This window comes from Rhodococcus sp. 66b (genome assembly GCF_002076325.1).
GTDB lineage: Bacteria > Actinomycetota > Actinomycetes > Mycobacteriales > Mycobacteriaceae > Rhodococcus_F > Rhodococcus_F erythropolis.
Genome location: NZ_MUZB01000012.1, coordinates 223,395 through 247,360 on the forward strand (window position 1 = coordinate 223,395; position 23,966 = coordinate 247,360).

General features: G+C 62.8%; 29 protein-coding genes. 19 read left to right on the forward strand and 10 right to left on the reverse strand.

Features of this window, described 5'->3' with window-relative positions; all coding sequences use genetic code 11:
• Nucleotides 1-7 precede the first annotated feature (7 nt).
• A complete protein-coding gene (locus B0E55_RS22790; RefSeq protein WP_019748182.1) occupies nt 8-292 on the reverse strand; it encodes a YciI family protein in 285 nt (94 codons plus the stop codon).
• Between the two features lie 59 nt (nt 293-351).
• Complete coding sequence (locus tag B0E55_RS22795) at nt 352-876, reverse strand: amino-acid N-acetyltransferase (protein ID WP_019748183.1); 525 nt, start codon at nt 874-876, stop codon at nt 352-354.
• A 120-nt stretch (nt 877-996) separates the two neighbouring features.
• Here B0E55_RS22795 and pgsA point away from each other — a divergent pair, with 120 nt between their 5' ends.
• The 5 genes from pgsA (at nt 997) to pspM (ending at nt 4,449) form a co-directional block, all read left to right on the forward strand.
• Nucleotides 997-1,638, forward strand: coding sequence for a CDP-diacylglycerol--glycerol-3-phosphate 3-phosphatidyltransferase (gene pgsA / locus B0E55_RS22800; protein WP_003942125.1), 642 nt, complete (start codon nt 997-999; stop codon nt 1,636-1,638).
• The gene (locus B0E55_RS22805) at nt 1,635-2,132 is read left to right on the forward strand and encodes a CinA family protein (RefSeq protein WP_021333594.1); all 498 of its coding nucleotides are present in this window, start codon (nt 1,635-1,637) and stop codon (nt 2,130-2,132) included. Before pgsA ends, B0E55_RS22805 begins: the two co-directional genes overlap by 4 nt.
• Before the next feature lie 90 nt (nt 2,133-2,222).
• Nucleotides 2,223-2,603 (forward strand): helix-turn-helix domain-containing protein, encoded by a 381-nt coding sequence (locus B0E55_RS22810; protein WP_003942191.1) that lies wholly within the window; start codon nt 2,223-2,225, stop codon nt 2,601-2,603.
• Nucleotides 2,604-2,759: 156 nt separating this feature from the next.
• Complete coding sequence (pspA, locus tag B0E55_RS22815; RefSeq protein ID WP_003942098.1) at nt 2,760-3,572, forward strand: phage shock protein PspA; 813 nt, start codon at nt 2,760-2,762, stop codon at nt 3,570-3,572.
• A gap of 31 nt (nt 3,573-3,603) precedes the next feature.
• Entirely contained in the window at nt 3,604-4,449 is an 846-nt protein-coding gene (pspM, locus tag B0E55_RS22820; RefSeq protein WP_020907518.1) for a phage shock envelope stress response protein PspM, read from the forward strand.
• Nucleotides 4,450-4,488: 39 nt separating this feature from the next.
• Here pspM and B0E55_RS22825 read toward each other — a convergent pair whose 3' ends face one another.
• Genes B0E55_RS22825 through B0E55_RS22835 form a run of 3 tightly spaced genes read right to left on the reverse strand, consistent with a single transcriptional unit; the run spans nt 4,489 to nt 6,374 of the window.
• Nucleotides 4,489-5,094 carry an energy-coupling factor transporter transmembrane component T family protein gene (locus tag B0E55_RS22825; RefSeq protein WP_019748187.1) on the reverse strand — a complete coding sequence of 202 codons (606 nt, stop codon included), beginning with the start codon at nt 5,092-5,094 and terminating at the stop codon, nt 4,489-4,491.
• Nucleotides 5,091-5,771 carry an energy-coupling factor ABC transporter ATP-binding protein gene (locus tag B0E55_RS22830; RefSeq protein WP_021333596.1) on the reverse strand — a complete coding sequence of 227 codons (681 nt, stop codon included), beginning with the start codon at nt 5,769-5,771 and terminating at the stop codon, nt 5,091-5,093. Before B0E55_RS22830 ends, B0E55_RS22825 begins: the two co-directional genes overlap by 4 nt.
• A 6-nt stretch (nt 5,772-5,777) precedes the next feature.
• Entirely contained in the window at nt 5,778-6,374 is a 597-nt protein-coding gene (locus tag B0E55_RS22835; RefSeq protein ID WP_019748189.1) for a biotin transporter BioY, read from the reverse strand.
• 225 nt (nt 6,375-6,599) lie between these two features.
• On the opposite strand from B0E55_RS22835, the gene B0E55_RS31940 reads away from it, so the two are divergent.
• The 8 genes from B0E55_RS31940 to recX all read left to right on the forward strand — a co-directional run bounded on the left by B0E55_RS31940 (nt 6,600) and on the right by recX (nt 13,105).
• Nucleotides 6,600-6,788 carry a hypothetical protein gene (locus B0E55_RS31940; RefSeq protein ID WP_020907519.1) on the forward strand — a complete coding sequence of 63 codons (189 nt, stop codon included), beginning with the start codon at nt 6,600-6,602 and terminating at the stop codon, nt 6,786-6,788.
• A gap of 17 nt (nt 6,789-6,805) precedes the next feature.
• Nucleotides 6,806-7,519, forward strand: coding sequence for a PIG-L deacetylase family protein (locus tag B0E55_RS22840; protein WP_080910517.1), 714 nt, complete (start codon nt 6,806-6,808; stop codon nt 7,517-7,519).
• A 73-nt stretch (nt 7,520-7,592) separates the two neighbouring features.
• Nucleotides 7,593-8,231 (forward strand): TetR/AcrR family transcriptional regulator, encoded by a 639-nt coding sequence (locus tag B0E55_RS22845; RefSeq protein WP_019748192.1) that lies wholly within the window; start codon nt 7,593-7,595, stop codon nt 8,229-8,231.
• Between the two features lie 2 nt (nt 8,232-8,233).
• Nucleotides 8,234-9,784 (forward strand): glycerol-3-phosphate dehydrogenase/oxidase, encoded by a 1,551-nt coding sequence (locus B0E55_RS22850; RefSeq protein ID WP_080910518.1) that lies wholly within the window; start codon nt 8,234-8,236, stop codon nt 9,782-9,784.
• 12 nt (nt 9,785-9,796) lie between these two features.
• A complete protein-coding gene (locus B0E55_RS22855; RefSeq protein WP_080910519.1) occupies nt 9,797-10,960 on the forward strand; it encodes a glycosyltransferase in 1,164 nt (387 codons plus the stop codon).
• A 52-nt stretch (nt 10,961-11,012) separates the two neighbouring features.
• Entirely contained in the window at nt 11,013-11,207 is a 195-nt protein-coding gene (locus B0E55_RS22860) for a DUF3046 domain-containing protein (protein WP_003942185.1), read from the forward strand.
• A gap of 273 nt (nt 11,208-11,480) precedes the next feature.
• Nucleotides 11,481-12,518, forward strand: coding sequence for a recombinase RecA (recA, locus tag B0E55_RS22865; RefSeq protein ID WP_007735170.1), 1,038 nt, complete (start codon nt 11,481-11,483; stop codon nt 12,516-12,518).
• An 8-nt stretch (nt 12,519-12,526) separates the two neighbouring features.
• Complete coding sequence (gene recX, locus B0E55_RS22870; RefSeq protein ID WP_021333600.1) at nt 12,527-13,105, forward strand: recombination regulator RecX; 579 nt, start codon at nt 12,527-12,529, stop codon at nt 13,103-13,105.
• 115 nt (nt 13,106-13,220) lie between these two features.
• On the opposite strand, the gene B0E55_RS22875 is transcribed toward recX, so the two are convergent.
• The 4 genes from B0E55_RS22875 to gluA all read right to left on the reverse strand — a co-directional run bounded on the left by B0E55_RS22875 (nt 13,221) and on the right by gluA (nt 16,585).
• Nucleotides 13,221-14,117, reverse strand: a complete 897-nt coding sequence (locus tag B0E55_RS22875) for an amino acid ABC transporter permease (RefSeq protein WP_007735172.1) — start codon at nt 14,115-14,117, stop codon at nt 13,221-13,223.
• Nucleotides 14,114-14,794, reverse strand: a complete 681-nt coding sequence (locus B0E55_RS22880; RefSeq protein WP_019748198.1) for an amino acid ABC transporter permease — start codon at nt 14,792-14,794, stop codon at nt 14,114-14,116. Before B0E55_RS22880 ends, B0E55_RS22875 begins: the two co-directional genes overlap by 4 nt.
• 99 nt (nt 14,795-14,893) lie before the next feature.
• Nucleotides 14,894-15,730 (reverse strand): glutamate ABC transporter substrate-binding protein, encoded by an 837-nt coding sequence (locus tag B0E55_RS22885; protein ID WP_020907523.1) that lies wholly within the window; start codon nt 15,728-15,730, stop codon nt 14,894-14,896.
• A gap of 126 nt (nt 15,731-15,856) precedes the next feature.
• Entirely contained in the window at nt 15,857-16,585 is a 729-nt protein-coding gene (gene gluA, locus B0E55_RS22890; RefSeq protein ID WP_007735175.1) for a glutamate ABC transporter ATP-binding protein GluA, read from the reverse strand.
• 231 nt (nt 16,586-16,816) lie between these two features.
• Between gluA and miaB the strand changes: the two genes are divergently transcribed.
• Nucleotides 16,817-18,364: a tRNA (N6-isopentenyl adenosine(37)-C2)-methylthiotransferase MiaB gene (miaB, locus tag B0E55_RS22895; protein ID WP_044480362.1), complete on the forward strand. Its 1,548-nt coding sequence runs from the start codon at nt 16,817-16,819 to the stop codon at nt 18,362-18,364.
• Nucleotides 18,361-18,951 (forward strand): Rv2732c family membrane protein, encoded by a 591-nt coding sequence (locus B0E55_RS22900; protein WP_020907525.1) that lies wholly within the window; start codon nt 18,361-18,363, stop codon nt 18,949-18,951. Before miaB ends, B0E55_RS22900 begins: the two co-directional genes overlap by 4 nt.
• Before the next feature lie 92 nt (nt 18,952-19,043).
• Here the strand turns inward: B0E55_RS22900 and B0E55_RS22905 are convergent, their stop codons facing one another.
• The gene (locus B0E55_RS22905; protein WP_019748202.1) at nt 19,044-20,429 is read right to left on the reverse strand and encodes a DUF349 domain-containing protein; all 1,386 of its coding nucleotides are present in this window, start codon (nt 20,427-20,429) and stop codon (nt 19,044-19,046) included.
• A gap of 139 nt (nt 20,430-20,568) precedes the next feature.
• Here B0E55_RS22905 and B0E55_RS22910 point away from each other — a divergent pair, with 139 nt between their 5' ends.
• The 4 genes from B0E55_RS22910 to dapF all read left to right on the forward strand — a co-directional run bounded on the left by B0E55_RS22910 (nt 20,569) and on the right by dapF (nt 23,911).
• On the forward strand, nt 20,569-21,330 hold the full coding sequence (locus B0E55_RS22910; RefSeq protein WP_080910520.1) for a class III extradiol dioxygenase subunit B-like domain-containing protein: 762 nt from the start codon (nt 20,569-20,571) through the stop codon (nt 21,328-21,330).
• On the forward strand, nt 21,318-22,253 hold the full coding sequence (miaA, locus tag B0E55_RS22915; RefSeq protein ID WP_080910521.1) for a tRNA (adenosine(37)-N6)-dimethylallyltransferase MiaA: 936 nt from the start codon (nt 21,318-21,320) through the stop codon (nt 22,251-22,253). The genes B0E55_RS22910 and miaA overlap by 13 nt, the downstream gene beginning before the upstream one ends.
• Nucleotides 22,254-22,337: 84 nt before the next feature.
• Nucleotides 22,338-23,009 (forward strand): class F sortase, encoded by a 672-nt coding sequence (locus tag B0E55_RS22920; RefSeq protein ID WP_020907529.1) that lies wholly within the window; start codon nt 22,338-22,340, stop codon nt 23,007-23,009.
• Between the two features lie 32 nt (nt 23,010-23,041).
• On the forward strand, nt 23,042-23,911 hold the full coding sequence (gene dapF, locus B0E55_RS22925; RefSeq protein WP_080910529.1) for a diaminopimelate epimerase: 870 nt from the start codon (nt 23,042-23,044) through the stop codon (nt 23,909-23,911).
• Nucleotides 23,912-23,966: the final 55 nt, after the last annotated feature.

The following is a 23,966-nucleotide window of genomic DNA, read 5'->3' on the forward strand; positions in this document are numbered from 1 at the left end:
GACGCTCTCAGGCGCTGAACTGACCCAACACCGGAACCCACTCGGTGATCCGGACCTTCTCGATCAAATCGGCGATCGCGAACGGATCGTGGGTGAAGAGGAGTGAAACGGTGTCGGCGTCAGCGGCGTCGACGATGATCAGCGCGCCGTTTCCATCTGCAAACGGGCCAGATGACAGAACGATCGAGCGGGAAACCAGATCCGCGAGCCAGGCGCGGTGATCGCTGCGGACTTCGTCGCGCTGAGGGGTCTTCTCGGGTGCGTAGGTGTATTCGACGAGGAACAACGACATCGTGAACCGCTTTCGGAGGCTGGTGATCGAGACAGGTGTCTTTGAAGAGTCTGAACGGTTCAGAGAGTCAGGAGCATGCGAGTATTGCCGAGTGTGTTGGGTTTCACATAGCTCAGATCGAGGAACTCGGCGACGCCGGCGTCGTAGGACCGACACATTTCCGCATAGACCTCGGCGGTGACGGGAGTGCCGTCGATCTCCGCGAATCCGTGACGGTGGAAGAACTCGGTCTCGAACGTCAAAACGAACAACCGTTCCAACTCCAATTCCTTGGCGACCTCGATGAGTTTGTCGACGACGTGGAAACCTGCGCCCTGCCCTTTCGCAGTCGGATCGACTGCGACGGTGCGGATCTCACCCAGGTCCGCCCACAGCACATGCAGTGCGCCGCAAGCGATTACCTGGTCGCCCCGCTCGGCGACCCAGAACTCCTGGACTGCCTCGTACAGCGTCACGAGATTCTTCTCGAGGAGGATCTTGCCGGCGTAGATGTCGATCAGACGCTTGATTTCGGGGATGTCCGACGTTCGCGCGCGACGCACGATCAACTGGCTCTCGGTATAGGTCGGCGCGGTCGAAGTCATGTGGTGCACATTAGTCAATGGCCCTACCGATATTCTAAGTCGCGTGCCTGTCCGCCCCACGCAATTCCCGCGCCGCTCGGCTGTATCCCGGGTTCGGCTCACCGCCTCTGCGGTGATCCGATGAGTACCCCGCGCGATCAGACCGACGCCCATCGCGCCGCCGTCGGCCCGTCCGACGGCACACCTGTCGCGGACAACCCGGTTCCGTTGCTGAACATCGCGAACATTCTCACGATGGTCCGGATGGTTCTCGTTCCGGTGTTTCTCGTTGTTCTGTTCGTCGACGGCGGACACTCGACGTGGTGGCGTCTCGGGGCGATGGGCGTGTTCATCGTCGCCGCGATCACGGATCGGATCGACGGCCAATTGGCTCGGAAGTACGGTCTGGTCACCGATTTCGGGAAACTCATGGACCCGATCGCGGACAAGGCGCTGATCGGAGCCGCGCTGATCGGGCTCTCGGTTCTCGGTGATCTGTCGTGGTGGGTGACCGGAGTGATCATCGCCAGGGAACTCGGAATCACGCTGCTGCGGTTCGCGGTTCTGCGGCACGCGGTCATCCCGGCGGGCAAGGGCGGCAAGCTCAAGACCCTCGTGCAGGCCGTTGCGATCGGGTTCTACCTCTGCCCGCTGCCGAGCAGTTGGGACATCGTCAGCGGGCTGCTGATGGCTGCTGCCGTCGTGCTGACGGTGGCGACGGGAATCGAATACATCGTGCAGGCGATCAGGCTTCGCGCCGGAGTTCGCGCAGTCGAGTCATGACCGACCCGCTGCTCGGACTCGGAGTGGTCGAACTTGTCGAGGCCCTCGGCGCCGCGAAGCAGACTGTCGCCGCCGCCGAATCTCTGACAGCAGGGTTGTTCACGGCTGCAGTCGCGTCGGTGCCGGGGTCGAGCGCGGTGCTGCGCGGGGGCCTGGTCGTGTACGCGACCGACCTGAAAGCAACGCTGGCTGGTGTGGATCCAAGCCGCCTGGCAACGGACGGCCCCGTGTCCGAGAGCACGGCGGTGGCATTGGCGCTCGGTGCCCGGACGAAGTGCGGTGCGGACTGGGGTATCGGTCTGACCGGAGTCGCCGGTCCGAGTGAGCAGGACGGACACCCGGTCGGAACAGTGTTTCTCGGTATCGCCGGCCCTGACGGAACCGAATGCGAACCGCTCGCGCTCGGCGGCGAACGGTGGGAGATTCGGACAACCGCGGTCGCGACTGCCGTGTCGCGGTTGCGTGATCGTGTCGTAGAGCGTGCGGCACGATAGGCTCGGGAACCAATCGGATGTGTTCGGACGTTGACGATTGTGAAGACGTACGACCATGCACGATGAGGTCACGGATGAAGGAGGAGCGAGATGGCGCTGCTATTGCGTGAGGCAATCGGTGACAGTCTCCGGCGTACGCGCGTTTCGCAGAGCCGCACGCTACGTGAGGTGTCGAACAGCGCGCGTGTGAGCTTGGGCTATCTGTCCGAAGTGGAACGTGGACGCAAGGAAGCATCGAGCGAATTGTTGGCGGCGATCTGTGATGCGCTCGCAGTCCCACTGTCCGACGTGCTGGTCGACGTGAGCGAGACCCTGGCCACGAAGAAGAGCGCTCCGGTAGCTGGTCGGCAGGTTGCCGAACCTGCCGTGTCGGCTTCCGGCTCTGTCTCGGCTTCCGGTTCGCCGACTATCGCACGCGACACCCGCGTCGTGATTCCGGCACCGAACGCTCGAAGGTTGGCGGCGGCGTAGCCACTACCGGCCGTAACCGATAGATTTTGTACGTAACCGCCGGTTTCCAGCAGGTGGGGTCAGAGCAGATAGGGCGCAGCCCTTGTTTCGGTGCGCGACGGTCGCGCTCCGGGTCGCGTTCGGCGCGGCGCATCAGATGGAGGCAGGATCAAACCAATGGCTAATCCTTTCGTCAAGGGCTGGAAGTACCTGATGGCGCTCTTCAATTCGAAGATCGATGAGAAGGCAGATCCAAAGGTTCAGATTCAGCAGGCGATCGAGGACGCACAGCGCCAGCATCAGGCGTTGTCCCAGCAGGCTGCGTCGGTGATCGGTAATCAGCGTCAACTCGAGATGAAGCTCAGCCGTCAACTCGACGAGGTCGAAAAGCTCAACGCCAACGCGCGCCAGGCAGTCAACCTCGCCGATCAGGCCGCTGCTGCCGGCGACAACGACAAGGCAATTCAGTACACCAACGCTGCAGAAGCTTTTGCGGCCCAGTTGGTGACGGCCGAGCAGGGCGTCGAGGATCTGAAGGCACTGCACGACCAGTCCTTGCAGGCAGCCGCTCAGGCCAAGAAGGCCGTCGAGCAGAACGCGATGACTCTGCAGGCAAAGGTTGCCGAGCGCACCAAGCTGCTCAGCCAGCTCGAGCAGGCCAAGATGCAGGAGCGCGTGAGCGAGTCCCTTCGTTCCATGGACAGCACGCTGTCGGCTCCGGGCAACACACCCAGCCTCGATGCTGTGCGCGACAAGATCGAACGTCGCTACGCTGACGCACTCGGCTCTGCCGAGCTCGCCCAGAACTCCGTTCAGGGCCGCATGATGGAGGTCCAGCAGGCCTCGGTCCAGATGGCTGGGCACAGTCGCCTCGAGCAGATTCGTGCATCCATGAAGGGCGAGGCGCTGCCGTCCGGCGGCGCAGCAGCCACTCCCGCGACTCCGTCCGTCGAAAAGCAGCCCCCGGCTGCCGGTCAGACCGGGCAGTAGCCGAATCCTCGATGTCGGCAGTGATGCTCTGATGTTTTCTTCACGAGACGGTCGATCTGGGCGTGAGCCCCGGTCGGCCGTTCCCGTTTCCGTATCCGGCGCTTTCGGAGCTTTGGGACGCACCGCGGATACATTGCGCGAGGTTGGGCTTTCGGCGGCGGATGCCGCTCGGCGGTGGCAGGACCCGCGGGCCAAGTTCGAGCGCAAGCGTGCCCGTGCGCGCCGACGCGCTCAGCGTTGGGGTTTCATGTCCGGCGGATCCGTGGTCGGCACGGCCGGCCTCGCCGTCGCGTCGGCTCCCGAGTGGTCGGTGGTCGTGGCAGGCGGGGGAGCGGCACTGTTCGCGGTTCCCGCCGTGATCGCGGTCGGCCGCTACCGTTCGATGAGTTCCGGCCCACCGCCGTCCGCGCCGATTCGCAGGCGGTTGCCACCGTCGTCGTCTCGCGCGTTCATCCCGATGTCGCGCCTCATAGGCGCCGAGACTTCGCTGTTCGAGATCTTGAGTGTGCTCAGACGCGCCGACACCATCGACCCCGGTGAGTTGGACGAAATCACTGTTACCGCCGATTCGGCACTGAGAGCGATGTTCGCGGTGTCTTCGGATGTCGTCGCGATGGAACGCGCTGTGGCCGCGACGCCGAAGGTAACCGAACCTCTTGATCCCACCATCGACGGCGCAGTCCGTGAGTTGCAGTCGGGGTTGGATCAGTACGAGGATCTGGTGACTTCGGCAGCTGCTCTGACAGCGCCTCACAGCCCGTCGGCGCTCGTGGGATTCAACCGAGAGCTTTCGGCGCTGCACGCGGCCGCCGAGCGGCTCTCGGCGCTTGCCGACGCCATCGGCGAGGTGGACGACATCACCCGCAAGTACAACTGATCGGCTCTCGCGCCTGATCGATGCACACTGTTCGACATCTCAGTCGTCGGCGCCGCGGGCCGCCAATGCTTCGCCCATTGCGTCCGCGGTCATCAGGGTGCCGACGATGACCGGCACTGCGAAGGATCGCAGCGAGAATCCGAGCCCTCGCGCCTTGCGTGCCTCGGACACCTGTGTGATGACCTCGAACATCAGCGGGATACACCGGATCGTCATTGCGAGGAGCAAGGCGATCCGTTCGGGATTGACGCCGAAGCGTCGCAAGGGTGTCAGAAATCTGGTGATCGCGTCGAGCATCTCGGAGATCCGTGTGGTCAGACCCATGATCGCCGCGAAGGCGATCGAAATGATCAGAACCCCGCAAACGACGGCCGCTCGCTGCCATCCCGCGACTACCAGCTGGAACGCCCCGATGAAGAGCAACATCCACAGCGCCGGACGCAGCTGCCGGATTGCAGTCATCGGAGGAATGCGCGCAATCGCGTACAGGGCCACAACTACGATCGTGGGAGCTGCCAGTTGCCACGGCTCACGCACGAAGATCGAGACGGCGAGAATGGCCACGACCAAGGCGAAGAGCTTGATTCCCGTCGGCATCCGGTGCAGGAGTGAGCAGCCCGGTCGGTAGACGCCGAGAGTGGTCACGAGACCAACGACCGGTAGTGATCGATGGAGTCGGCGGGGGAGCCGTCAGCGACGACGCGGCCTTGGTCGACGACCAACACCCGTTCGAAGGATTCGAGGAGATCGAGTTGGTGGGTCACGACGATCAGTTGCTGATCGAGTGACGCGAATACCGAGCTGATCAGCCGAGAGTTGCGAAGGTCGAGGAGCGTGGTGGGTTCGTCGGCGACGAGTACGTTCGGTTCCGTCACCATGATGGCCGCGAGCGCGAGGAGCTGTTTCTGCCCGCCCGAAAGCTGGTGGGTGGGATGGTCGGCGTGCCCGGCGAGGCCGTAGCGTTCGAGCACCGAGGCCACCTTTGCGGCGCGCTCGGCTTTGCCCAATCCGCTACGGCGGAGCGAGAATTCGATGTCTTCTGCAACCGTCGGCATCACGATCTGGTGGTTGGGATCGGTGAAGACGAATCCGACCTGCTTGCGTACGTCGCGGCCCTTCTTCGCCGTGTCCAAGCCGTTGACGTGGACGTGTCCTTCCGTCGGAACGACCAGTCCGTTGATCATGCGAGCGAGGGTCGACTTTCCGCTTCCGTTCGCACCCACGATTCCGATTCGCTGCTCGCTCAGTCGCAGATTTATCTGCTGCAGGACCGTTCGTTCACCGAAGCTGTGTCCGACGTTCTCGAAGACGATCTCACTCATCGGAGATTAATTCGCCACCACGGTCTTGTTCGACGAGATCACCGAGTCGCGCAGTAGTGCCGGGTATGCCCGATGAACCTGGGACGCGACCAACGCGGTGACGACCGCTTTTGCGGCGTCGAGAGGAATGAAGGCGGCGTTGGCCGACCATGCGGCAACGAAGCTCATGTGTCCGCGGACCATCATTCCGACGATGCCGAACGCGTAGAGAATGACCACGCCGCCGAGAAGGTTGATGCCGATGCCCGCGATGATCCGGTACTTGGGCAGCATCTTGGCGGTCAGCCATCCGATGACAAACGCCGTCGGGATCCAACCGATGAGGAATCCGGCTGTCGGGCTCGAGAGAGACACGAGTGCGGTGCGACCGCCGGCAAGGACCGGTAGACCGACCAATCCCAGGGCAATGACCGTCAGGACGGCGAGAACACCCTTGCGCGGTCCGAGTAGAGCGCCGGCCATCATGACGCCCATGGACTGAAGTGTGATCGGCACGCCGGAAATGCCGATGTTGATCGACCCGGGTAGGCCCAGCGCGATGATGAGTGCGGCGAAGACGGCTACATGCGCGAGATCGCGAGCGGGGAAACGGGTCGTAGACACTGCGGACGTGCTCCTTCGTCATACGGGATCGAACTTCGCGAGTTTACGCCAGGAGCAAGCTCCGATGGGTTGGACACCTGACCTGCGTGAGGGCCGGTCTCGGGGTGAACCCTGATCTTTACCTGAACTTGCCGCTGAGCTGCTGCTTTGTCACGCCAGACCTGTCAGGCTGGTTCTACGGACGACGCAGCACCTGTCCGATTCGACTGATTATTCAACGGCACGTTGGAGGTAAGCATGTTTTGGAAGATCGTTTTGGCCGTCGTACTGGTGTGGGTCGCACTCGCGGTGGTCGGTGCCCTGATCAAGGGGCTTTTCTGGGTTCTGGTGGTCGGCGCCGTCGGCTTCGGAATCTATTTCCTGGTGAAGGCGATGTCGGGAAGTGACGACAATTCGCCCGCTTCGCGGTTCTGACGGGCAAGATCTGCCCTATGGAAAACTTCCCCGAGGACTGGCAGCGCGCGATTGTCATCGTGGCGCATCCCGATGACATCGAATACGGCGCAGCCGCAGCAGTGGCGCAGTGGACCGATCGCGGCAAAGACGTGCGATATGTCCTGGCCACGCGCGGCGAGGCCGGAATCGCCGGTCTGTCGCCCGAGGAGTCCGGCCCGGTCCGCGAGGAAGAAGAGCGTCGCTCGGCCTCGATCGTCGGTGTCAGTGAGGTGGAGTTCCTGGGCCTGCCCGATGGTCGTCTCGTGGAAGGCTTGGAGTTGCGCTCGACTCTCGCCGCAGCAATTCGTCGTCACCGCCCGGAATTGGTGGTGACGATGAACTTCTCCCATACCTGGGGGCCTGGCTACCTCAACAGCGCGGATCACCGAGCGCTCGGGATCAGCGTCCTGGACGCGACCGCTGATGCGGCGAACGAATGGATCTTTCCGTCATTGACGGCGCAGGGACTGGCGCCGTGGTCCGGCGTTCGGTGGGTTGCGGTCAACACGATGACTCCTACACACTGCGTCGACGTGACGTCGACGGTCGATCGCGCCGTGGATTCACTCGCGGAACATGCGCGATATCTGGCGGCGTTGAGTTCCACGCCGATCCGGGAACAGGCGCGCGCACAGATCGACATGGTCAGCGGACCGAAGCCTGGATTCGACGCCGAGCGCGCAGTTGGTTTCGAGTTGTACTATTTCTGATGATCTCTGAGCGAGAGAACTCGCAAGTCCCGACGGGATTACCGGTGACTTGTCCGGTATTGTGTTACACACGATGGTAATCCGTAACGCAGATGGCCCAATTGTCCCTCGCAAGGCAGACGGTCAGCGCATCCCCAGCCGCGAGATCGACGACGTGATTCTCGACGCAGCAAGGTCGTGTGTCCTCGATTTCGGAATGCAGCGAACCACACTGGCGGAGATCTCGCGTCGCGCCGGCGTGAGCCGGCCGACCGTCTACCGGCGATGGCCGGACACGCGAGCCGTCGTCGCGGATCTGCTCACTCGGGAGATTCGATCGGTGCTGCCCGAGGTGACCTTCACCGGGTCTGCGGCCACATTGCTCGTGGAAGCGATCGGGGACGTCGTCGGCCAGATTCGCGACCATCCGCTCTTCGTGAAGATTCGGCACGCTGATCAAGAGTTGCTCACCACCTACATCGTGGACCGACTCGGCGCGAGCCAGAAGTCGATTCTCGAACTGATCACTTCCGTCGTCGCTGCCGGTCAACAAGACGGTTCGATTCGCGAGGGAAGCGTCAACGAGATTGCGGCGATGGTTCTACTGATGGCTCAGTCCGTCGTCATCTCCGCACCGACTCTCGAGCCGGAACTTTCCGCCGACGCGTCGGTCGAGCAACTCAGACATGCGGTCGCTGCGTATCTGGCACCTGCAAAGAATTCGGGAGAATAGCTGTGGACCCTCGAGATTCAGCAGGCAGTGATTCAGCAGGCGGCGATTCAGCTCTCAATGCACAGCGGCGTACTCGTGAACTCGAGCAGTTGGCGAACGGCGATTCGGTTGACGTCCTGGTCATCGGCGGCGGAATCACCGGTGTCGGTGTCGCTCTCGACGCCGTGACTCGTGGGCTCAGTGTTGCGCTGGTCGAAAAGCACGACCTCGCGTTCGGCACCAGCCGCTGGAGTTCGAAACTGGCACACGGCGGCCTTCGGTACCTGGCTTCCGGCAATGTCGGTATAGCGCGTGAAAGTGCGGTCGAGCGCGGCATTCTCATGACGCGCACCGCGCCGCACCTCGTTCGCGCCATGCCTCAACTCGTACCGCTGTTGCCCGAAACGTCGTTCTTCGGGAAGGCCCTGGTGCGTACCGGTTTCCTGGCCGGTGACGCTCTGCGCATGTCGGCGCGAACCCCGGCTTCGGTTTTACCCAGATCACGGACGGTCAGCGCTGCGCGGGCGCGCGAATTGGCTCCCGCGGTCAAGCAGGAGAACCTACGAGGCGCCTTGACCGCGTTCGACGGGCAGCTCATCGACGACGCCCGCCTCGTCGTCGGCATCGCCCGAACCGCAGCGTCCCACGGCGCGCGAATCCTGACCCGCGTCGGTGCATACGACGTATCCGGAACGTCGGCCACCTTGCGCGACGAGTTGACCGGGTCCGAGTTCTTGATGCGTGCCCGCGTCGTGGTCAATGCGACCGGTGTCTGGGCTGATCAGGTCGACTCCAGCATCACCCTGCGCCCCAGCCGCGGGACGCACCTGGTGCTCGATGCAGCGCGATTGGGGAACCCCACGGCAGCACTGACCGTGCCGATTCCCGGCGAGACCAACCGTTTCGTCTTCGCGCTGCCCGCGCAGCTCGGCCGGATCTACCTCGGGTTGACCGACGAAGCAGCGCCGGGACCGGTGCCCGACGTACCGACGGCGTCCGAGGACGAGATCGACTTCCTGCTCGACACCGTGAACACGGCGTTGGAAGTTCCGCTGACCCGTGAGGACGTCTTGGGGACCTTCGCGGGTCTGCGTCCGCTGCTGGACACCGGTGAAGGCTCGACGGCCGACCTCTCGCGCAATCACGCTGTAGTCCGTTCGGACTCGGGCTTGGTCACGGTGGTGGGCGGAAAACTCACGACGTACCGCAAGATGGCCGAAGACGCCGTCGACGCCGCGGTCGAGGTCGGATCGCTGAGCGCCGGGGCGTGTCGGACACGCGCGTTGCCGCTGGTAGGCGCTGCATCACCGATGGAATTGAAAAAGATCAAGGCACCGGCGTCGTTGGTGGCGCGATACGGCACAGAGGCCGAGGTCGTGGCCGCGGCGAGCAGCGATCGACTCCGATCGGTTGCGGACTTGGAGATCTGCGGCGCCGAGTTCGATTTCGCGGTATCGCATGAAGGCGCACTCGACGTCGACGACGTCCTTGATCGCAGGACGAGAATCGGATTGGTGGCTTCGGATCGCGAACGCGCACTGGGTGCGGCGGAACAGGCCTTTCACTCGGTGTGACACTCTGATCCGGTGCGTGTAGCCGTTGTTGCCGGGCCGGACCCGGGTCATGCTTTTCCCGCAATAGCGTTGTCGCTGGCGTTGATCCAGGCCGGCGACGACCCGATTCTGTACACGGGGACCCGGTGGGTCGAGGCAGCGCGAGCGGCCGGCGTGGAAGCCGAGCCTCTCAAGGGCTTGGCCCCGCGGCCGGGAGACGACGATCTTGATGCAGGCGCTCGGATTCATTCGCGCGCCGCCTATATTTCCACCGAACTGCTTCCCGACCTGAAATCCGTCTCCCCGGATCTCGTCGTCTCCGACATCCTCACTGCCGGAGGCGGATTGGCCGCCGAACGACTCGGCATCCCCTGGGTGGAACTTTCGCCTCACCCGCTGTACTCACCGTCGCGGGGGTTACCGCCGATCGGCAGTGGGCTCGCGCCCGGCATCGGAATTCGTGGTCGACTTCGCGACACCCTGATGCGCGCCGCAACAGGACGTTCGATCAAGCAAGGGTTGGCGCAGCGCTCGCAGGCCCGTGTCGGCATCGGGCTACCCGCCCTGGATCCAGGCCCGCATGCTCGCCTGATCGCAACACTTCCGGCACTGGAAGTGCCGCGTCCCGACTGGCCGGAGCACGCCCACGTCGTCGGCCCGCTTCTCTGGGAGCCGACCGAGGTGATTCTGGACCCACCGCCAGGTGACGAACCGCTGGTCATGGTGGCGCCGTCCACGGCGCACACCGGCGCAGTGGGAATGTTCGAGGGCACGGTCGAAGGACTCGGCGGCGCCGGTGTGCGGCTGATCGCGTCGATGCTCGACGGAGCCGAAGGCGAGCATCCCGATTGGGTTCGTGCAGGTCTCGGACGCCAGGACGCGATGCTGCGTGACGCGTCGGTGTTGGTGTGCGGCGGCGGGCACGGCATGTTGGCGAAGGCCTTGCTGGCCGGCGTGCCGACGGTCGTCGTTCCCGGGGGTGGGGACCAGTGGGAGTTGGCCAATCGCGCTGCGCGGGCAGGGACGTCGGTGATCGTGCGGCCCGCAGATGCCCGCTCGATTCGCGATGCCGTACTGCAGTTGCTCTCCGACAAACGATTCGCGGAAGCTGCGATGTCTGCTGCCGCGACTGCGTCGCAGGTCGCCGATCCGGTGGCGGTGTGCCGACAGGTGGTCAACGGCGGTGTGACGGCGTGAGCATGTTGCGCCTGAATGCAGATGCACCGCTCTGTGGACTACGGTGGCGGCTGTGCGGTTGACCGAATTTCATGAAATGGTGCGCGAAGAGTTCGGGCAGGTACGAGGCGACTCGATGCTGATCGACCATGTACTCCAGAGTCTCGACGGAATGACTGCTGCGGAGGCCGTCGAAGCAGGTTGGGAGCCTCGCGAAGTGTGGCGTGCGCTCTGTGTGGAGTTCGACGTACCACCCGCCCGCCGCTGATTTTTTCGGCGTGTCGAACGTCTCCCATCTTCTGTTCGAACACGTGTTCGTCTATGCTGAAGCTGTTCGGTGGTGACGCTCCTTTCGTAACTGCGAACTTTCGGTGATCGACAAGCACAGTGATCGACAAGCGCGAAAGCAAGATCGAAAAGTCTGTCGGTGGCCGGATCTACTCTGATCGCAACACACCAACAGGGTCGGCTCAGGCAGGCGCTGAAGAGACGGAGTCTGCTCAGGCAGGCACTGAAGACTGAAACAAGGATGGGGATCACGATGGCACCACAGGCACCTGATCGGGACAAGGCGCTCGACCTCGCGTTGGCGCAGATCGACAAGAACTTCGGCAAGGGTTCGGTGATGCGCCTGGGTGAGGGTGTTCGCCAGCCCATCGCCGTCATTCCCACCGGTTCCATCGCGCTCGACGTCGCGCTGGGTATCGGCGGACTGCCGCGTGGCCGCGTCATCGAGATCTACGGCCCGGAATCTTCGGGTAAGACCACCGTGGCACTGCACGCAGTTGCCAATGCTCAGGCCAACGGCGGCATCGCGGCGTTCATCGACGCGGAGCACGCACTCGATCCCGACTATGCAGCCAAGCTGGGCGTCGACACCGATGCACTCCTGGTCTCGCAGCCCGATACGGGTGAGCAGGCTCTCGAAATCACCGACATGCTGATCCGTTCGGGCGCCCTCGACATCGTCGTGATCGACTCCGTGGCCGCTCTTGTTCCTCGCGCCGAGATCGAAGGCGAGATGGGTGACAGCCACGTCGGTTTGCAGGCTCGACTGATGAGCCAGGCACTGCGCAAGATCACCGGTGCCATGAACAACTCGGGCACCACCGTCATCTTCATCAACCAGCTTCGCGAGAAGATCGGCGTGATGTTCGGTTCTCCCGAAACCACCACCGGTGGTAAGGCACTGAAGTTCTACGCTTCGGTCCGCCTCGACATCCGTCGTATCGAAACTCTCAAGGACGGTACCGACGCAGTCGGTAACCGCACTCGAGTCAAGGTCGTCAAGAACAAGGTCGCGCCGCCGTTCAAGCAGGCCGAGTTCGATATTCTCTACGGCCAGGGCATCAGCAAGGAAGGCTCGCTCATCGATATGGGTGTCGAGCACGGGTTCATCCGCAAGTCCGGCTCCTGGTACACCTACGAAGGTGACCAGTTGGGTCAGGGCAAGGAAAATGCTCGTAAGTTCTTGCTGGAGAACACCGATATCCGTGACGAGATCGAGAAGAAGATCAAGGAAAAGCTCGGTATCGGTGCTGACGTCACTGCAACCGACGAAGCTCCCGCCGACTTCTGAGTTCAGTCATGAGCTTCGACGACGGTGACAACGGCGAGAATGCTCGTGAAGAGTACGGCGCTCCTCGGCGTCGATCCCGTCAACGATCCGAGAAGCCGTCGCAACGCGCAGAAGGTGGGACAGAGGCGCAGGCCAAAGATGCTTGCCTGCGCCTTCTGACCGACCGGGCGCGCAGCTGCTCCGAACTGGAAACCAAGCTGAGCGGACGCGGCTTCGAACCCGAGATCATTACCAAGGTCCTCGATCGACTCCAGGAAATCGGGTTGATCGACGACGCGGACTTCGCGAACCAATGGGTTCATTCGCGGCATACGTACTCGGGCAAGGGAAAGCGTGCGCTTGCAGTCGAGTTGCGGCTCAAAGGAATCGACCAGGACGTCGCTTCCGAAGCGTTGTCGCAGATCGATCCGGAAGATGAGCGCGAGCGAGCAGCGGAGCTGGTTCGGCGGAAGCTGAAGAACAAGCCCGTCGATGATCGTGACAAGGTCACGCGTCGACTGGTCTCGATGCTGGCACGCAAGGGATATTCAGCTGGGATGTCGTACGAGGTGGTCAAAGCCGAGATGGCGGCGGTCACCGACTCGTAGCGAAGTGCAGCATTCAGAGCAACAGGGCGGGGGTACCACCGAAATTCGGTGGTACCCCCGCCCTGTTGTGTATTCGCGCTAACGCGGCTGGATTCGACTCACGGCTCCATCTGATTCACGGCTTGGTCAGGTCCATGCCCGGAACCGAAACGGCTGGGTCGGCGGACGGAGCCGCGATGGGGCCCTTACCCTTTCGCTTTCCGGAACGCAGGCGCTTCTCCACCTTGGTTGCCAGGAAGGTCAGAGCCGAGTTGAGAGCGATCATAATCGCGGCGACCACGATGAGCGCCGGCAGGAAGTTTCCGTAGAAGGTGCCGAGTTGTTGGGCCTGACGCACCAGCTCGACATACCCGATCAGGTAACCGAGGGCGGAGTCCTTCAACGCCACGACCATCTGTGAAATCAGTGCCGGGAGCATGGCGGTAACCGCCTGGGGGAGCAGGATCGTCACCATGATCTGCGTCTTGCGCATGCCCAGTGCCTTGGCGGCCTCACTTTGCCCTCGTGGGAGTGAGTTGATTCCGGCACGGACGATCTCGGCGATCACTGACCCGTTGTACAGAGTCAGACCCACGACGACTGCCGCGAGTGCGAGGTACTTGGACTTGAAGACCTCGTATTCGGCGAACACCTGATACGAGAAGATCATCAGAATCAGAACCGGTACTGCTCGGAACAATTCGACGATGACGCCACAAATCTTCCGAATGATGTTGTGCTCGGAGAGTCGGCCGATACCCAGGGCAGAACCGAGGATGAGCGCGAAGACGATGGACATCGCAGCCGCGATCAGCGTTCCCCGGATGCCGGGTATCAGATACGTTGTCCACGACGTGGATTCGAGGAACGGATCCCACTTCGCTGCTGTCAGCTGGCCCTTTTCGTCGAGTGCGCGGTAGATGACGTAACCGATTGCGACCATGAGTGCAGCGACGACAAGGGATGCGAATCGGTAGAGATTTCGCGCTCTGGGGCCTGGCGCGTCGTAGAGGACTGTTGCGCGGTTGCTCATCGTGAAACCTCGAATCGCTTGCTCAGCTTGCCGAAGATCAAGCCCATGGGAAGTGTCAGGATCACGAAACCGACAGCGAAGATTCCACCGACGACGAAGATCGCCGCTTCGTTTTCGATCATCTTCTTCATCAGCGCTGACGCTTCGGATACGCCGATCACCGCGGCGATGGTCGAGTTCTTGGTCAGTGCGATCAGCACGCTACCCAGCGGTGCTGTGACCGCGCGAAATGCCTGAGGCAGGACGATCAGCCGAAGATTTTGTGCAAACGACAGACCGAGTGATCGGCCCGCTTCGGCCTGGCCGACCGGAACGGTATTGATTCCCGATCGAAGTGACTCACACACGAACGCGGCGGTATAGACACTGAGGCCGAGTACTGCGAGTCGGAAGTTGTTGTCTGTCAAGAACGTCGGTGAGTCCGACTTGGCGAGATTGACTCCGAGCGTCTGCGACAGACCGAACAGACAGAACAGCAGAATCAGTGTCAGGGGGGTGTTGCGGAACACGGTCACGTACGCGGTACCCAGGAATCGGGCGACCGGAACCGGTGACACGCGCATGGCCGCGATCAGGACACCGATGATGACGGCGCCGATCGCGGAGAAGAACGTCAGCTGGATCGTGGTCCAGAAGGCTTCCAGAATCTGGTCGCCGTACTTGCTCAGAAGGTTCACTTGCCGTCTCCCCAGATCACGGGATCTCCGTTGGTGGCGTCACGCGCTGCGGCTCCCGAAGTGGGGAGCCGCAGCGAGATTGACGGTGAAAAAAGCAGGTCAGTAACGATCAACGGTGGGCGGGGCCGGGATGGGGTAGCCCGAAGCACCAACGGTGTTGTTGAAGGCTTCTTCCCACGCGCCGGTGGAGATCATCTTCTCGATGGCATCGTTGATCTTGCCGCGACCCTCGGAATCGTCCTTGGCCAGGCCGACACCGTACTTTTCGGTCGTGAACGGTTCTCCGACGACCTTCAGCTCGCCCGGGTACTGGGCAGCGTAGCCGGCGAGGATGATGTCGTCGGTGGTGACAGCGTCGACAGCGCCGTTGCGCAGAGCCTCGACACAAGCGGAGTAGGTGTCGAGCGGCTGGAGCTGGACGTCCTTGGCGTAGTTGTCCTGGATGTTCTGCGCCGGAGTCGAACCCGACACCGAGCAGAGCTTCTTGCCGCCGGTCAGGGAATCGGGGCCGGTGATGTCGGTGTTGTCGGAGCGAACGAGCAGCGACTGGCCTGCGATGAAGTACGGGCCGCCGAAGCTGACCTTTTCCTTGCGCGTGTCGGTGATCGAGTATGTCGCGACGATGTAGTCGACCTCGCCGTTCTGGATCAGGGTCTCGCGCTGGGCTGACGGAGATTCCTTGAAGGTGATGCCTTCGGGCTTCACGCCGAGTTCGTTTGCGATGTAACGGGCTACCTCGACGTCGAAGCCGGAGAAGGTGCCGTCAGGGTTGCGCTGACCGAGGCCGGGCTGATCGAACTTGATGCCGACGGTGAGAGTGCCGTCGGAAGCGCTCTCGGTGATCGACTTGTTCTCCTCGCCGCCGCCACAGGCCGTGGCAGCGAACGCGATGGCCATGATTCCGATTCCGAAACGGACGGAACGATTGATCTTCATGAAGATCCTCTCAGTTGTCGACACACGAACAGTGCAGTCGAGATGAACGGTGCAGCCGAGGTGAACGGTGCAGTCGAGCAAGTTGTCTTGTGGACGAGGACAGGACTGTCGGAGGGGAGACTGTAATCAGTGCGTGAGGATCTTGCCGAGGAAGTCCTTGGCCCGATCCGACTTGGGATGGGTGAAGAACTCTTCGGGCGTGGTGTCTTCGACGACCTGGCCGTCAGCCATGAACAGCACACGATCGCCGGCTTTGCGCGCGAAGCCCATCTCGTGCGTGACCACGAGCATGGTCATGCCTTCCTTCGCGAGGGAGGTCATGACGTCGAGGACTTCGTTGACCATCTCGGGGTCGAGAGCGGAGGTGGGCTCGTCGAACAACATCACCTTCGGCTGCATCGCGAGAGCGCGAGCAATGGCGACACGCTGTTGCTGACCGCCGGAAAGCTGCGCCGGGTACTTGTCGGCCTGATTGGCGATACCGACACGTTCGAGCAACGCCTGCGCGGTCTTCTTGGCTTCGTCCTTTTTTGCCTTGCGGACCTTCATCGGTGCGAGCATGACGTTCTCGAGGATCGTCTTGTGCGCGAACAGGTTGAAAGACTGAAAGACCATCCCGACGTCGGCACGAAGTGCGGCAAGTGCTTTGCCCTCTTCGGGGAGCGTCTTTCCGTCGACGGCGATGGTGCCGGAGTCGATGGGTTCGAGGCGATTGATGGTGCGGCACAGAGTCGACTTACCGGAGCCCGACGGACCGAGGACGATCACCACTTGGCCCTTGGGTACCTCGAGATTGACCTCTTGCAGGACGTGAAGTTCCCCGAAGTGTTTGTTCACCGAGGTCATCGAAATCATGGATGTGGAATCGCCGGAGGTGGTCGGCGTCGTCGCATCGTCGGCTTGGGTCATAAACGAGAACCTTAGGCGTAGTTTGCGTCGACGCCCGTGATTTCGCCATGGTTCTTGCCATATGTAATGGAAATTTTACTGTGACGACGTTTATGTCGCGTTTCGGCTGTTTATCAGGGCGTTATTACACGTCGTAGTGGACGTGAGCTAGGCTGAAGCGTGTCACTGATCGACGAAATGTCCCCTGCACTTCCGGAGCCGACTGCAGTTCCGGAGGCAACTGCTACGCCTGTTCGCACTTACGAGGTGCGGACGTACGGCTGTCAGATGAACGTCCACGATTCCGAGCGACTGTCCGGTCTGCTCGAGGACGCCGGGTATTCGAAGGCGGAGACCGGAACCGATCCTGATCTTGTCGTCTTCAATACGTGTGCGGTCCGCGAGAACGCGGACAACAAGTTGTACGGCAACCTCAGCCAGCTCGCCCCGAACAAGGAGGCGAACCCCGACATGCAGATCGCGGTCGGTGGGTGCCTGGCGCAGAAGGATCGTGACACCGTCGTCAAGAAGGCGCCGTTCGTCGATGTCGTCTTCGGCACTCACAACATCGGCTCGCTTCCCGCGCTGCTCGACCGCGCGCGTCACAATCAGCGCGCCGAGGTCGAAATCCTCGACGCACTCGAGGCGTTTCCGTCGACGCTGCCAGCCAAGCGCGAATCTGCTTATGCAGGTTGGGTTTCCATCTCGGTGGGCTGCAACAACACGTGCACGTTCTGCATCGTTCCAGCTTTGCGTGGCAAGGAAGTGGATCGACGTCCCGGCGACATTCTGGCCGAGGTGCAGGCACTCGTCGACGAGGGTGTCTCGGAAGTGACCCTGCTCGGACAGAACGTCAACGCCTACGGCGTGTCGTTCGCCGATCCGGAACAACCGCGCGATCGCGGAGCCTTCGCTTCCCTCTTGAAGGCATGTGGACACATAGACGGCCTCGAACGGGTCAGGTTCACATCGCCGCACCCGGCAGAGTTCACCGATGATGTCATCGAAGCGATGGCAACCACTCCCAACGTCTGCCCGCAGTTGCACATGCCGTTGCAGTCCGGTTCGGACAAGGTTCTCAAGGCGATGAAGCGCTCGTACCGCAAGTCGAAGTACCTCGGGATCATCGAGAAGGTGCGCGCCGCAATGCCGCACGCCGCCATCACCACGGACATCATCGTCGGGTTCCCGGGGGAGACGGAAGAGGATTTCGAGGAGACGCTGGACGTCGTGCGTAAGGCGCGATTCTCCAACGCCTACACCTTCCAGTACTCCAAGCGCCCGGGCACGCCGGCTGCGGAGATGGCCGATCAACTCCCCAAAGAGGTTGTCCAGGAACGCTACATGCGATTGCTCGCGGTTCAGGAAGAAGTGAACATCGAGGAAAATCGCAAACTCGTCGGCACCGAGGTAGAACTGCTGGTGGCTGCGGGTGAGGGCCGCAAGAACGCAGCGACTCACCGTCTCAGCGGTCGCGCGCGAGACGGCCGCCTGGTGCATTTCCGACCCGAGGGAAACCTCGACGGCACAATCCGACCCGGCGATGTGGTGACGGTCGTCGTCACCCACGGAGCCCCCCATCACCTCGTGGCAGATGACGGAGTGCTCACACACCGTCGGACCCGCGCCGGTGATTCGTTCGAAAAGGGCATCACACCCAAGACCCCGCCCATCGGCGTAGGTCTCGGACTACCGAAGATCGGTGCCCCAGCCCCACAACCCGTCCAGATGGGATGCAACGCATGACCTCGCAACACGAGAACAAGACACCTCAGCCGGGCGACGACGCCTTCGAGGGCTACCGCAAGGACCTCGACGACGCGGAACGCAAGGTCGCGGGGGAAATCGATCCGGGTGCGCGCGCCATGGTTGTCGCGGTTGCGGTGCTCGTGCTGGTCGGCACCCTTGCACTGCCCCATGCGGGAGTTGCGAACGGCTGGGATGTGCTCGCGTACAACCAGGACGCGGAAAGTGAACGGATTGCACTGTTCTCACGCTTGTTCGTGTGGTTCGTTGTCATCTTCGGCATCGGATTCTCGATGCTCGCACTCGTGACGCGGCGCTGGAGTCTGGCGTGGGTCGCGCTGGCCGGTAGTGCCGTGGCGAGTGCGCTGGGAATGATGGCCGTCTGGTCACGTCAGACCATTCCCGCCGGATTCAACGTGGCAGGACCGTCGATCGGGCTGGTCATCGGATGGTTTGCCGTCGTGTTCTTGACGTTCCATTGGCTCAAGGTGGTCTGGACGCGAACCAACATTCAGCTCGCCGCCGAGGAGCAACGCCGGATCGCTGCGGCTGAAGCCGAGAAGCATCAGGAATGGAACGTCGGCTGACACGGAAGTTCTCTTAGCCAATAGCGCACTACAACGCCGGCTGACTCCTTTCGGAGTCAGCCGGCGTTGTAGTCGTACTCGTTTGTCGTCTGCTACTCGCTGACAGCGCTCTCGGCTGCTTCGGCCCACTCACGCCACTGCTTTGCCTGAGCGAGAGCCTTCTCGGCGTCCTTCGTCTTGCCGGCAGCCTGAGCCTTGGCGGCCTGCTCCTCGAACTGGCTCACCCGCTCCTTGAACTGCGCGACCCGGGCAAGTGCTTCCGGATCAGTACGACGCCACTCGGCGTCGACGGCGTCGCGCACCTTGGTTTCGATGGCCCGGAGCTTCGCTTCGAGTTCCTGCATCCGGTCGCGCGGCACCTTGCCGATCGCGTCCCACTTCTCCTGCAGGTCGCGCAGCGCTGCACGAGCATTCTCGAGTCCGTGCGCCGGATCGATGTTCGCGTTCGCAGCGAGCAGCTCTTCCTTCGCGACTGCGTTCTGCTCGAATTCGGCGTCGCGCTCGGATGCAGCAGCGTTGCGTGCGGCGAAGAACACGTCCTGAGCGCCCTTGAAGCGCTTCCACAGGTTGTCGTCGGCCTCGCGCGGTGCGCGGCCGGCAGCCTTCCACTCGCTGAGCAGATCGCGGAATTCTCCAGCGGTCTGTCCCCATTCAGTGGAGGTCGACAGCTTCTCGGCGCGCTCGACCAGTTCTTCCTTCGTCGAACGGGCGCTCGCACGATCACGATCGAGTTCGGCGAAATGCGCTCCACGCCGTCGGTTGAAGGACTCGCGAGCCTTGGAGTACCGCTTCCACAGTGCGTCGTCGACCTTGCGGTCGATTCCGCGAATTGTCTTCCACTCGTCGAGAATCTCGCGCAGTCGATCACCCGCGGTCTTCCACTGGGTCGACTCCGAACCGATCTGTTCGGCCTCGACTGCGAGGGCCTCCTTGCGGGCGGTGCTCGCGGCGCGAGACTGTTCCTTCTCTTCCTTCGCGTGCGCTGCGGCCTCGTCGGACCCGGCAACGATCACGTCGAGTCGGCGGGCCAAAGCGTCGAGGTCACCGATCACGGCAGCGGTGGAGAGGGATTCGGACAGAGCGATGGCGGCAGCCTTGGTCTTCTTGGCGTCTCCGGCGCCCGACGTCAGACGAGCCTCGAGTAGCGAGACCTCGGTCGCGAGGTCGTCGTAGCGACGACCGAAATGGGCGAGGCCCTCGGTGGCGTCCCCGGCCTGCCACGAACCGATCTGGCGTTCACCGTCAGCGGTCTTCACCCAGGCGGTTCCGTCTTCCTCGACGCGGCCGAACTTGCTCGGGTCGCTGGCCGGCGCGGCGGTGACGGCATGCGAGGCTGCCGGGCCGGGGCGAGGTGCTCCGGGGCGGGGCGCACCGGGGCGTGGTCCACCAGGTTTGGGAGCACCGGGTTTGGGTGCTGCCGGGCTCGGGCTGGCCGAACTGCTGTCGGCGCCGGTGGTGGGTTCACTGTTCTCGGTCATCGGTCCTCGTCTCTGCCGCGCGTCACGGCTGCCTGATCGCATTCCTGGTTCCATTGAACCCGGTACTCACGTTCTCCGACTATTGAATCAGGTAAGAGGGTGTGAGGTCGCCACCTCGGGGTCGACTAGCGTGGCAACTGTGTTGACTTCCGCTGTTCTCGTCCCCTCGGCGCCGTTACTCGTGCCGGAATTGTCCGGTGATTCGACCGAGTCCGCTCAGGTGCGCGCTACAGCGATAGCCGCCGTGCGCCGGCTCTCTCACGAGGCGGTTCACTGGGTGGGCGTCGGTGTCGGCCCCGAGAATGCAGGACCCAAGAATGCAGCAGGCGAACTCTGGCGATCGGGCGTCGGACGTGGGCAGATCGGTACTTTCGCGGGATTCGGCGCCGATGTCCGGACGTCCCTGGACGCGGATGCGGCAGGTGAACCGATGCCATCTCTCGAACTGTGCGCCCTTGTTGCCGGCTGGCTGCGTGCCCGAGCGGACGTGGAGATCACCGTCGACATGCACGTCGTCAGTGCAAAGGCGTCGGTGAATGAATGTCGTGAATTCGGGCAGCAGCTGCGCAAGCAACTCGACAGCGACAACCGACCGCAAGGGCTTCTGATCGTGGCTGACGGTGCGTCCACGCTGACGGCAAAGGCGCCCGGAAGCTTCGACGAGCGCGCCGCTGGCGTGCAATCAGCCATCGACGATGCCCTGACCGCCGGTGACCCGGAGGCGCTTCTTGCTCTCGATCCGCAGCTCTGCCGGAGTGTCGGAGCCCAGGGGCGTGCGGCGTGGCAGGTCCTGGCCGGTGTCTTCATGAACTCGTCTCGGTCAACCACGACACGTTCGGTGGTCGACTACAGCGACGCGCCGTTCGGCGTCGCTTACCACGTCGGGACGTGGCGGCCGTGAACGTCCCTGAAGAACTTCGCCCGATCGCAGTTGTCGGTCCGACCGCGTCGGGAAAGTCCGATCTCGCGTTGGCGCTGGCCGAGGAATTCGGCGGTGAGATCATCAACATCGACGCGATGCAGCTCTATCGCGGCATGGATATCGGGACCGCCAAACTGACGCCGGCCGAGCGTCGCGGGATTCCGCATCACCTGCTCGACGTTCTCGACGTGAAGGAGACCGCCACCGTCGCGCGTTATCAAAGCGACGCGATCGCGATCGCCGAGAATCTGATCGCGGCGGGCAAGGTTCCGGTGATCGTCGGCGGATCCATGATGTACGTCCAGTCTCTACTCGACGAATGGTCCTTTCCGGCAACGGATCCCGAGGTTCGTGCGAAGTGGGAGGCAGTGCTGGCCGACGGTGGGGTCGGTGCGGTGCATGCGGCGCTTGTTGCTGCTGATCCGGTAGCGGCGGCGTCGATACTGCCGACGGACGGTCGGCGGATGGTGAGGGCGCTCGAGGTCGTCGAGCTGACAGGTCTGCCGTTCGCGGCCTCAGCTCCGCAGATCGGTGCCCCTCGATGGGGAACCCGCATTCTCGGCGTGGATCGGGATACGGAAGAACTCGACGCACGGATTCGGTTGCGAACCGAGCTGATGTTTTCAGGCGGACTTGTCGACGAAGTCGCCGTACTCGTCGAGCAAGGATTGCGTGAGGGCGTCACAGCGCCGCGAGCCATCGGCTACGCACAGGTGCTCGCACATTTCGACGGTGAATACGATCTGGCCGAAGCACTCGAACGGACGTTCATCGGGACGCGGCGCTACGTTCGCCGCCAACGATCATGGTTCCGTCGTGACGCACGCGTGCACTGGCTCGACGGTGCCGATCCGGAGCTGGCTCGCTCAGCCTTCGCTGCCCTTGCATATCGCGGCCTGTAACACGATCGCCCCGATCAGCTATCTTACAGTTAGCTCTTTCGTGATCCATTCGTTTCGCGATCGACGGACTGGAGGACAACGAACATGGCGCAGACCGGGACACACGCGCGACCGAGAGGCCGACGCGCGGGTCGGCTGCCGCTTCTCCTACTGCTCGTCACATTTCTCGCGGTCGGCGGGGTGCTCGTCTATTTTGCGGTGAGTGCGGCCGGGAAGCCCATCAGCGCACCTGTTCCCGAAGCACCCTTCGACGTGGGAGCTCCAACCGATCCAGGGGCGAGTTGGGCGCCTGCGCCAACGGATCTGCCGCCGAACACGCTCGCGATTCCCGATCTCGATGTGCGAGCCGACATCGTGACCAGTGGGTTCGGCGCCAACCGCGGAATGATCCTTCCGCATCCTGACAAGGTTTCGCATTTCACCAACGGTGTGCAGTTCGGATCTTCGGAGGGCACCAATCTTGTTGCCGGCCACGTCGACGACGGTGATCGCACGCACGGCGCCTTGTGGGCGCTGCACCAGATGAAGCCCGGAACACCGATCTACGTGAGCGACGACACCGGAACGATGTTCACCTATCACGCAGCGAGCCTGAAGCTGTACGAAAAGGTGGCTTTGCCGGCCGAGTTCTTTTCCGAAACGGGTGCGCCCAGGCTGGTCCTCGTGACCTGCGGCGGCGCAACCGTGCCCGACCCCTCGTTGCCGTCCGGCTTCACGTACGAACAGAACGTCGTGGTCACCGCGTCACCTGCGTGAGTCGGTCGGTAGGTCCGGATAGGATGGCGACCATGGATTTCAGTAAGGGCCACGGCACGCAGAACGACTTCGTTGTTCTCCCTGACCTCGACGTTCGGGTCGATCTCGAGCCGGCGCGAGTTTCAGCGTTGTGTGATCGTCAGCGTGGCCTCGGCGCCGACGGCATCCTTCGTGTCGCCCGGGCAGGCGCACTTGCGGACGCGGGCGTGCTCGCTGCGCTGCCAGACGGCGTCGCTGCCGAAGACTGGTTCATGGACTACCGCAACAGCGACGGCTCCATCGCGGAGATGTGCGGAAACGGAGTTCGCGTATTCGCCCACTATCTCAAGGCCTCGGGCTTGGAGAGCAAGGACGAGTTCGTGGTCGGCAGTCGTGCCGGAGCGCGTCCGGTCGTGGTGCACGGCTACGACGCCACACATGGTGACGTGACCGTGGCGATGGGCCCGATCAAGGACCTCGGCACCAGTTCGGCAACAATCGACGGCCGCGTCTTCGCCGGCGTCGGCATCGACGTCGGCAATCCGCATTTGGCGTGTGTCGACGAGCACGTGACGGCAGAAGTTTTGAGTGCGCTCGATTTGAGTGTTTCCCCGGGCTTCGATCCCGGGTTCTTCCCGCACGGGGTCAACATCGAGATCGTGACGCCGATCCACGACGGTGGGGTCCACATGCGCGTACACGAGCGTGGTGTGGGCGAGACTCGTTCCTGCGGAACCGGAACGGTCGCAGCTGCGGCCGCGGCGCTGAAGTTCGACGGCCGCGACGAAGGCTCGGTGCTGGTGCGCGTGCTCGGTGGCGAAGTGCAGGTCACCGTCGAAGGCGGCGAAGGGTCGTTGCGGGGGCCCTCGGTTCTGGTGGCGAACGGGACGATCAGCGATGCCTGGTGGCAATCGCTCGTGTGATATCGCCCGCGGGAAATACGCCTGCAGGAAATACGGATGCACCGTGGCCAGGTTT

Coding starts and splice junctions, on each gene's coding strand:
- B0E55_RS22790 (WP_019748182.1), bottom strand. CDS start 292: ATGTCGTTGTTCCTCGTCGAATACACCTACGCACCCGAGAAGACCCCT.
- B0E55_RS22795 (WP_019748183.1), bottom strand. CDS start 876: ATGACTTCGACCGCGCCGACCTATACCGAGAGCCAGTTGATCGTGCGT.
- pgsA (WP_003942125.1), top strand. CDS start 997: ATGAGTACCCCGCGCGATCAGACCGACGCCCATCGCGCCGCCGTCGGC.
- B0E55_RS22805 (WP_021333594.1), top strand. CDS start 1,635: ATGACCGACCCGCTGCTCGGACTCGGAGTGGTCGAACTTGTCGAGGCC.
- B0E55_RS22810 (WP_003942191.1), top strand. CDS start 2,223: ATGGCGCTGCTATTGCGTGAGGCAATCGGTGACAGTCTCCGGCGTACG.
- pspA (WP_003942098.1), top strand. CDS start 2,760: ATGGCTAATCCTTTCGTCAAGGGCTGGAAGTACCTGATGGCGCTCTTC.
- pspM (WP_020907518.1), top strand. CDS start 3,604: ATGTTTTCTTCACGAGACGGTCGATCTGGGCGTGAGCCCCGGTCGGCC.
- B0E55_RS22830 (WP_021333596.1), bottom strand. CDS start 5,771: ATGAGTGAGATCGTCTTCGAGAACGTCGGACACAGCTTCGGTGAACGA.
- B0E55_RS22840 (WP_080910517.1), top strand. CDS start 6,806: ATGGAAAACTTCCCCGAGGACTGGCAGCGCGCGATTGTCATCGTGGCG.
- B0E55_RS22845 (WP_019748192.1), top strand. CDS start 7,593: ATGGTAATCCGTAACGCAGATGGCCCAATTGTCCCTCGCAAGGCAGAC.
- recA (WP_007735170.1), top strand. CDS start 11,481: ATGGCACCACAGGCACCTGATCGGGACAAGGCGCTCGACCTCGCGTTG.
- recX (WP_021333600.1), top strand. CDS start 12,527: ATGAGCTTCGACGACGGTGACAACGGCGAGAATGCTCGTGAAGAGTAC.
- B0E55_RS22875 (WP_007735172.1), bottom strand. CDS start 14,117: ATGAGCAACCGCGCAACAGTCCTCTACGACGCGCCAGGCCCCAGAGCG.
- B0E55_RS22885 (WP_020907523.1), bottom strand. CDS start 15,730: ATGAAGATCAATCGTTCCGTCCGTTTCGGAATCGGAATCATGGCCATC.
- gluA (WP_007735175.1), bottom strand. CDS start 16,585: ATGATTTCGATGACCTCGGTGAACAAACACTTCGGGGAACTTCACGTC.
- miaB (WP_044480362.1), top strand. CDS start 16,817: ATGTCCCCTGCACTTCCGGAGCCGACTGCAGTTCCGGAGGCAACTGCT.
- B0E55_RS22900 (WP_020907525.1), top strand. CDS start 18,361: ATGACCTCGCAACACGAGAACAAGACACCTCAGCCGGGCGACGACGCC.
- B0E55_RS22905 (WP_019748202.1), bottom strand. CDS start 20,429: ATGACCGAGAACAGTGAACCCACCACCGGCGCCGACAGCAGTTCGGCC.
- B0E55_RS22920 (WP_020907529.1), top strand. CDS start 22,338: ATGGCGCAGACCGGGACACACGCGCGACCGAGAGGCCGACGCGCGGGT.
- dapF (WP_080910529.1), top strand. CDS start 23,042: ATGGATTTCAGTAAGGGCCACGGCACGCAGAACGACTTCGTTGTTCTC.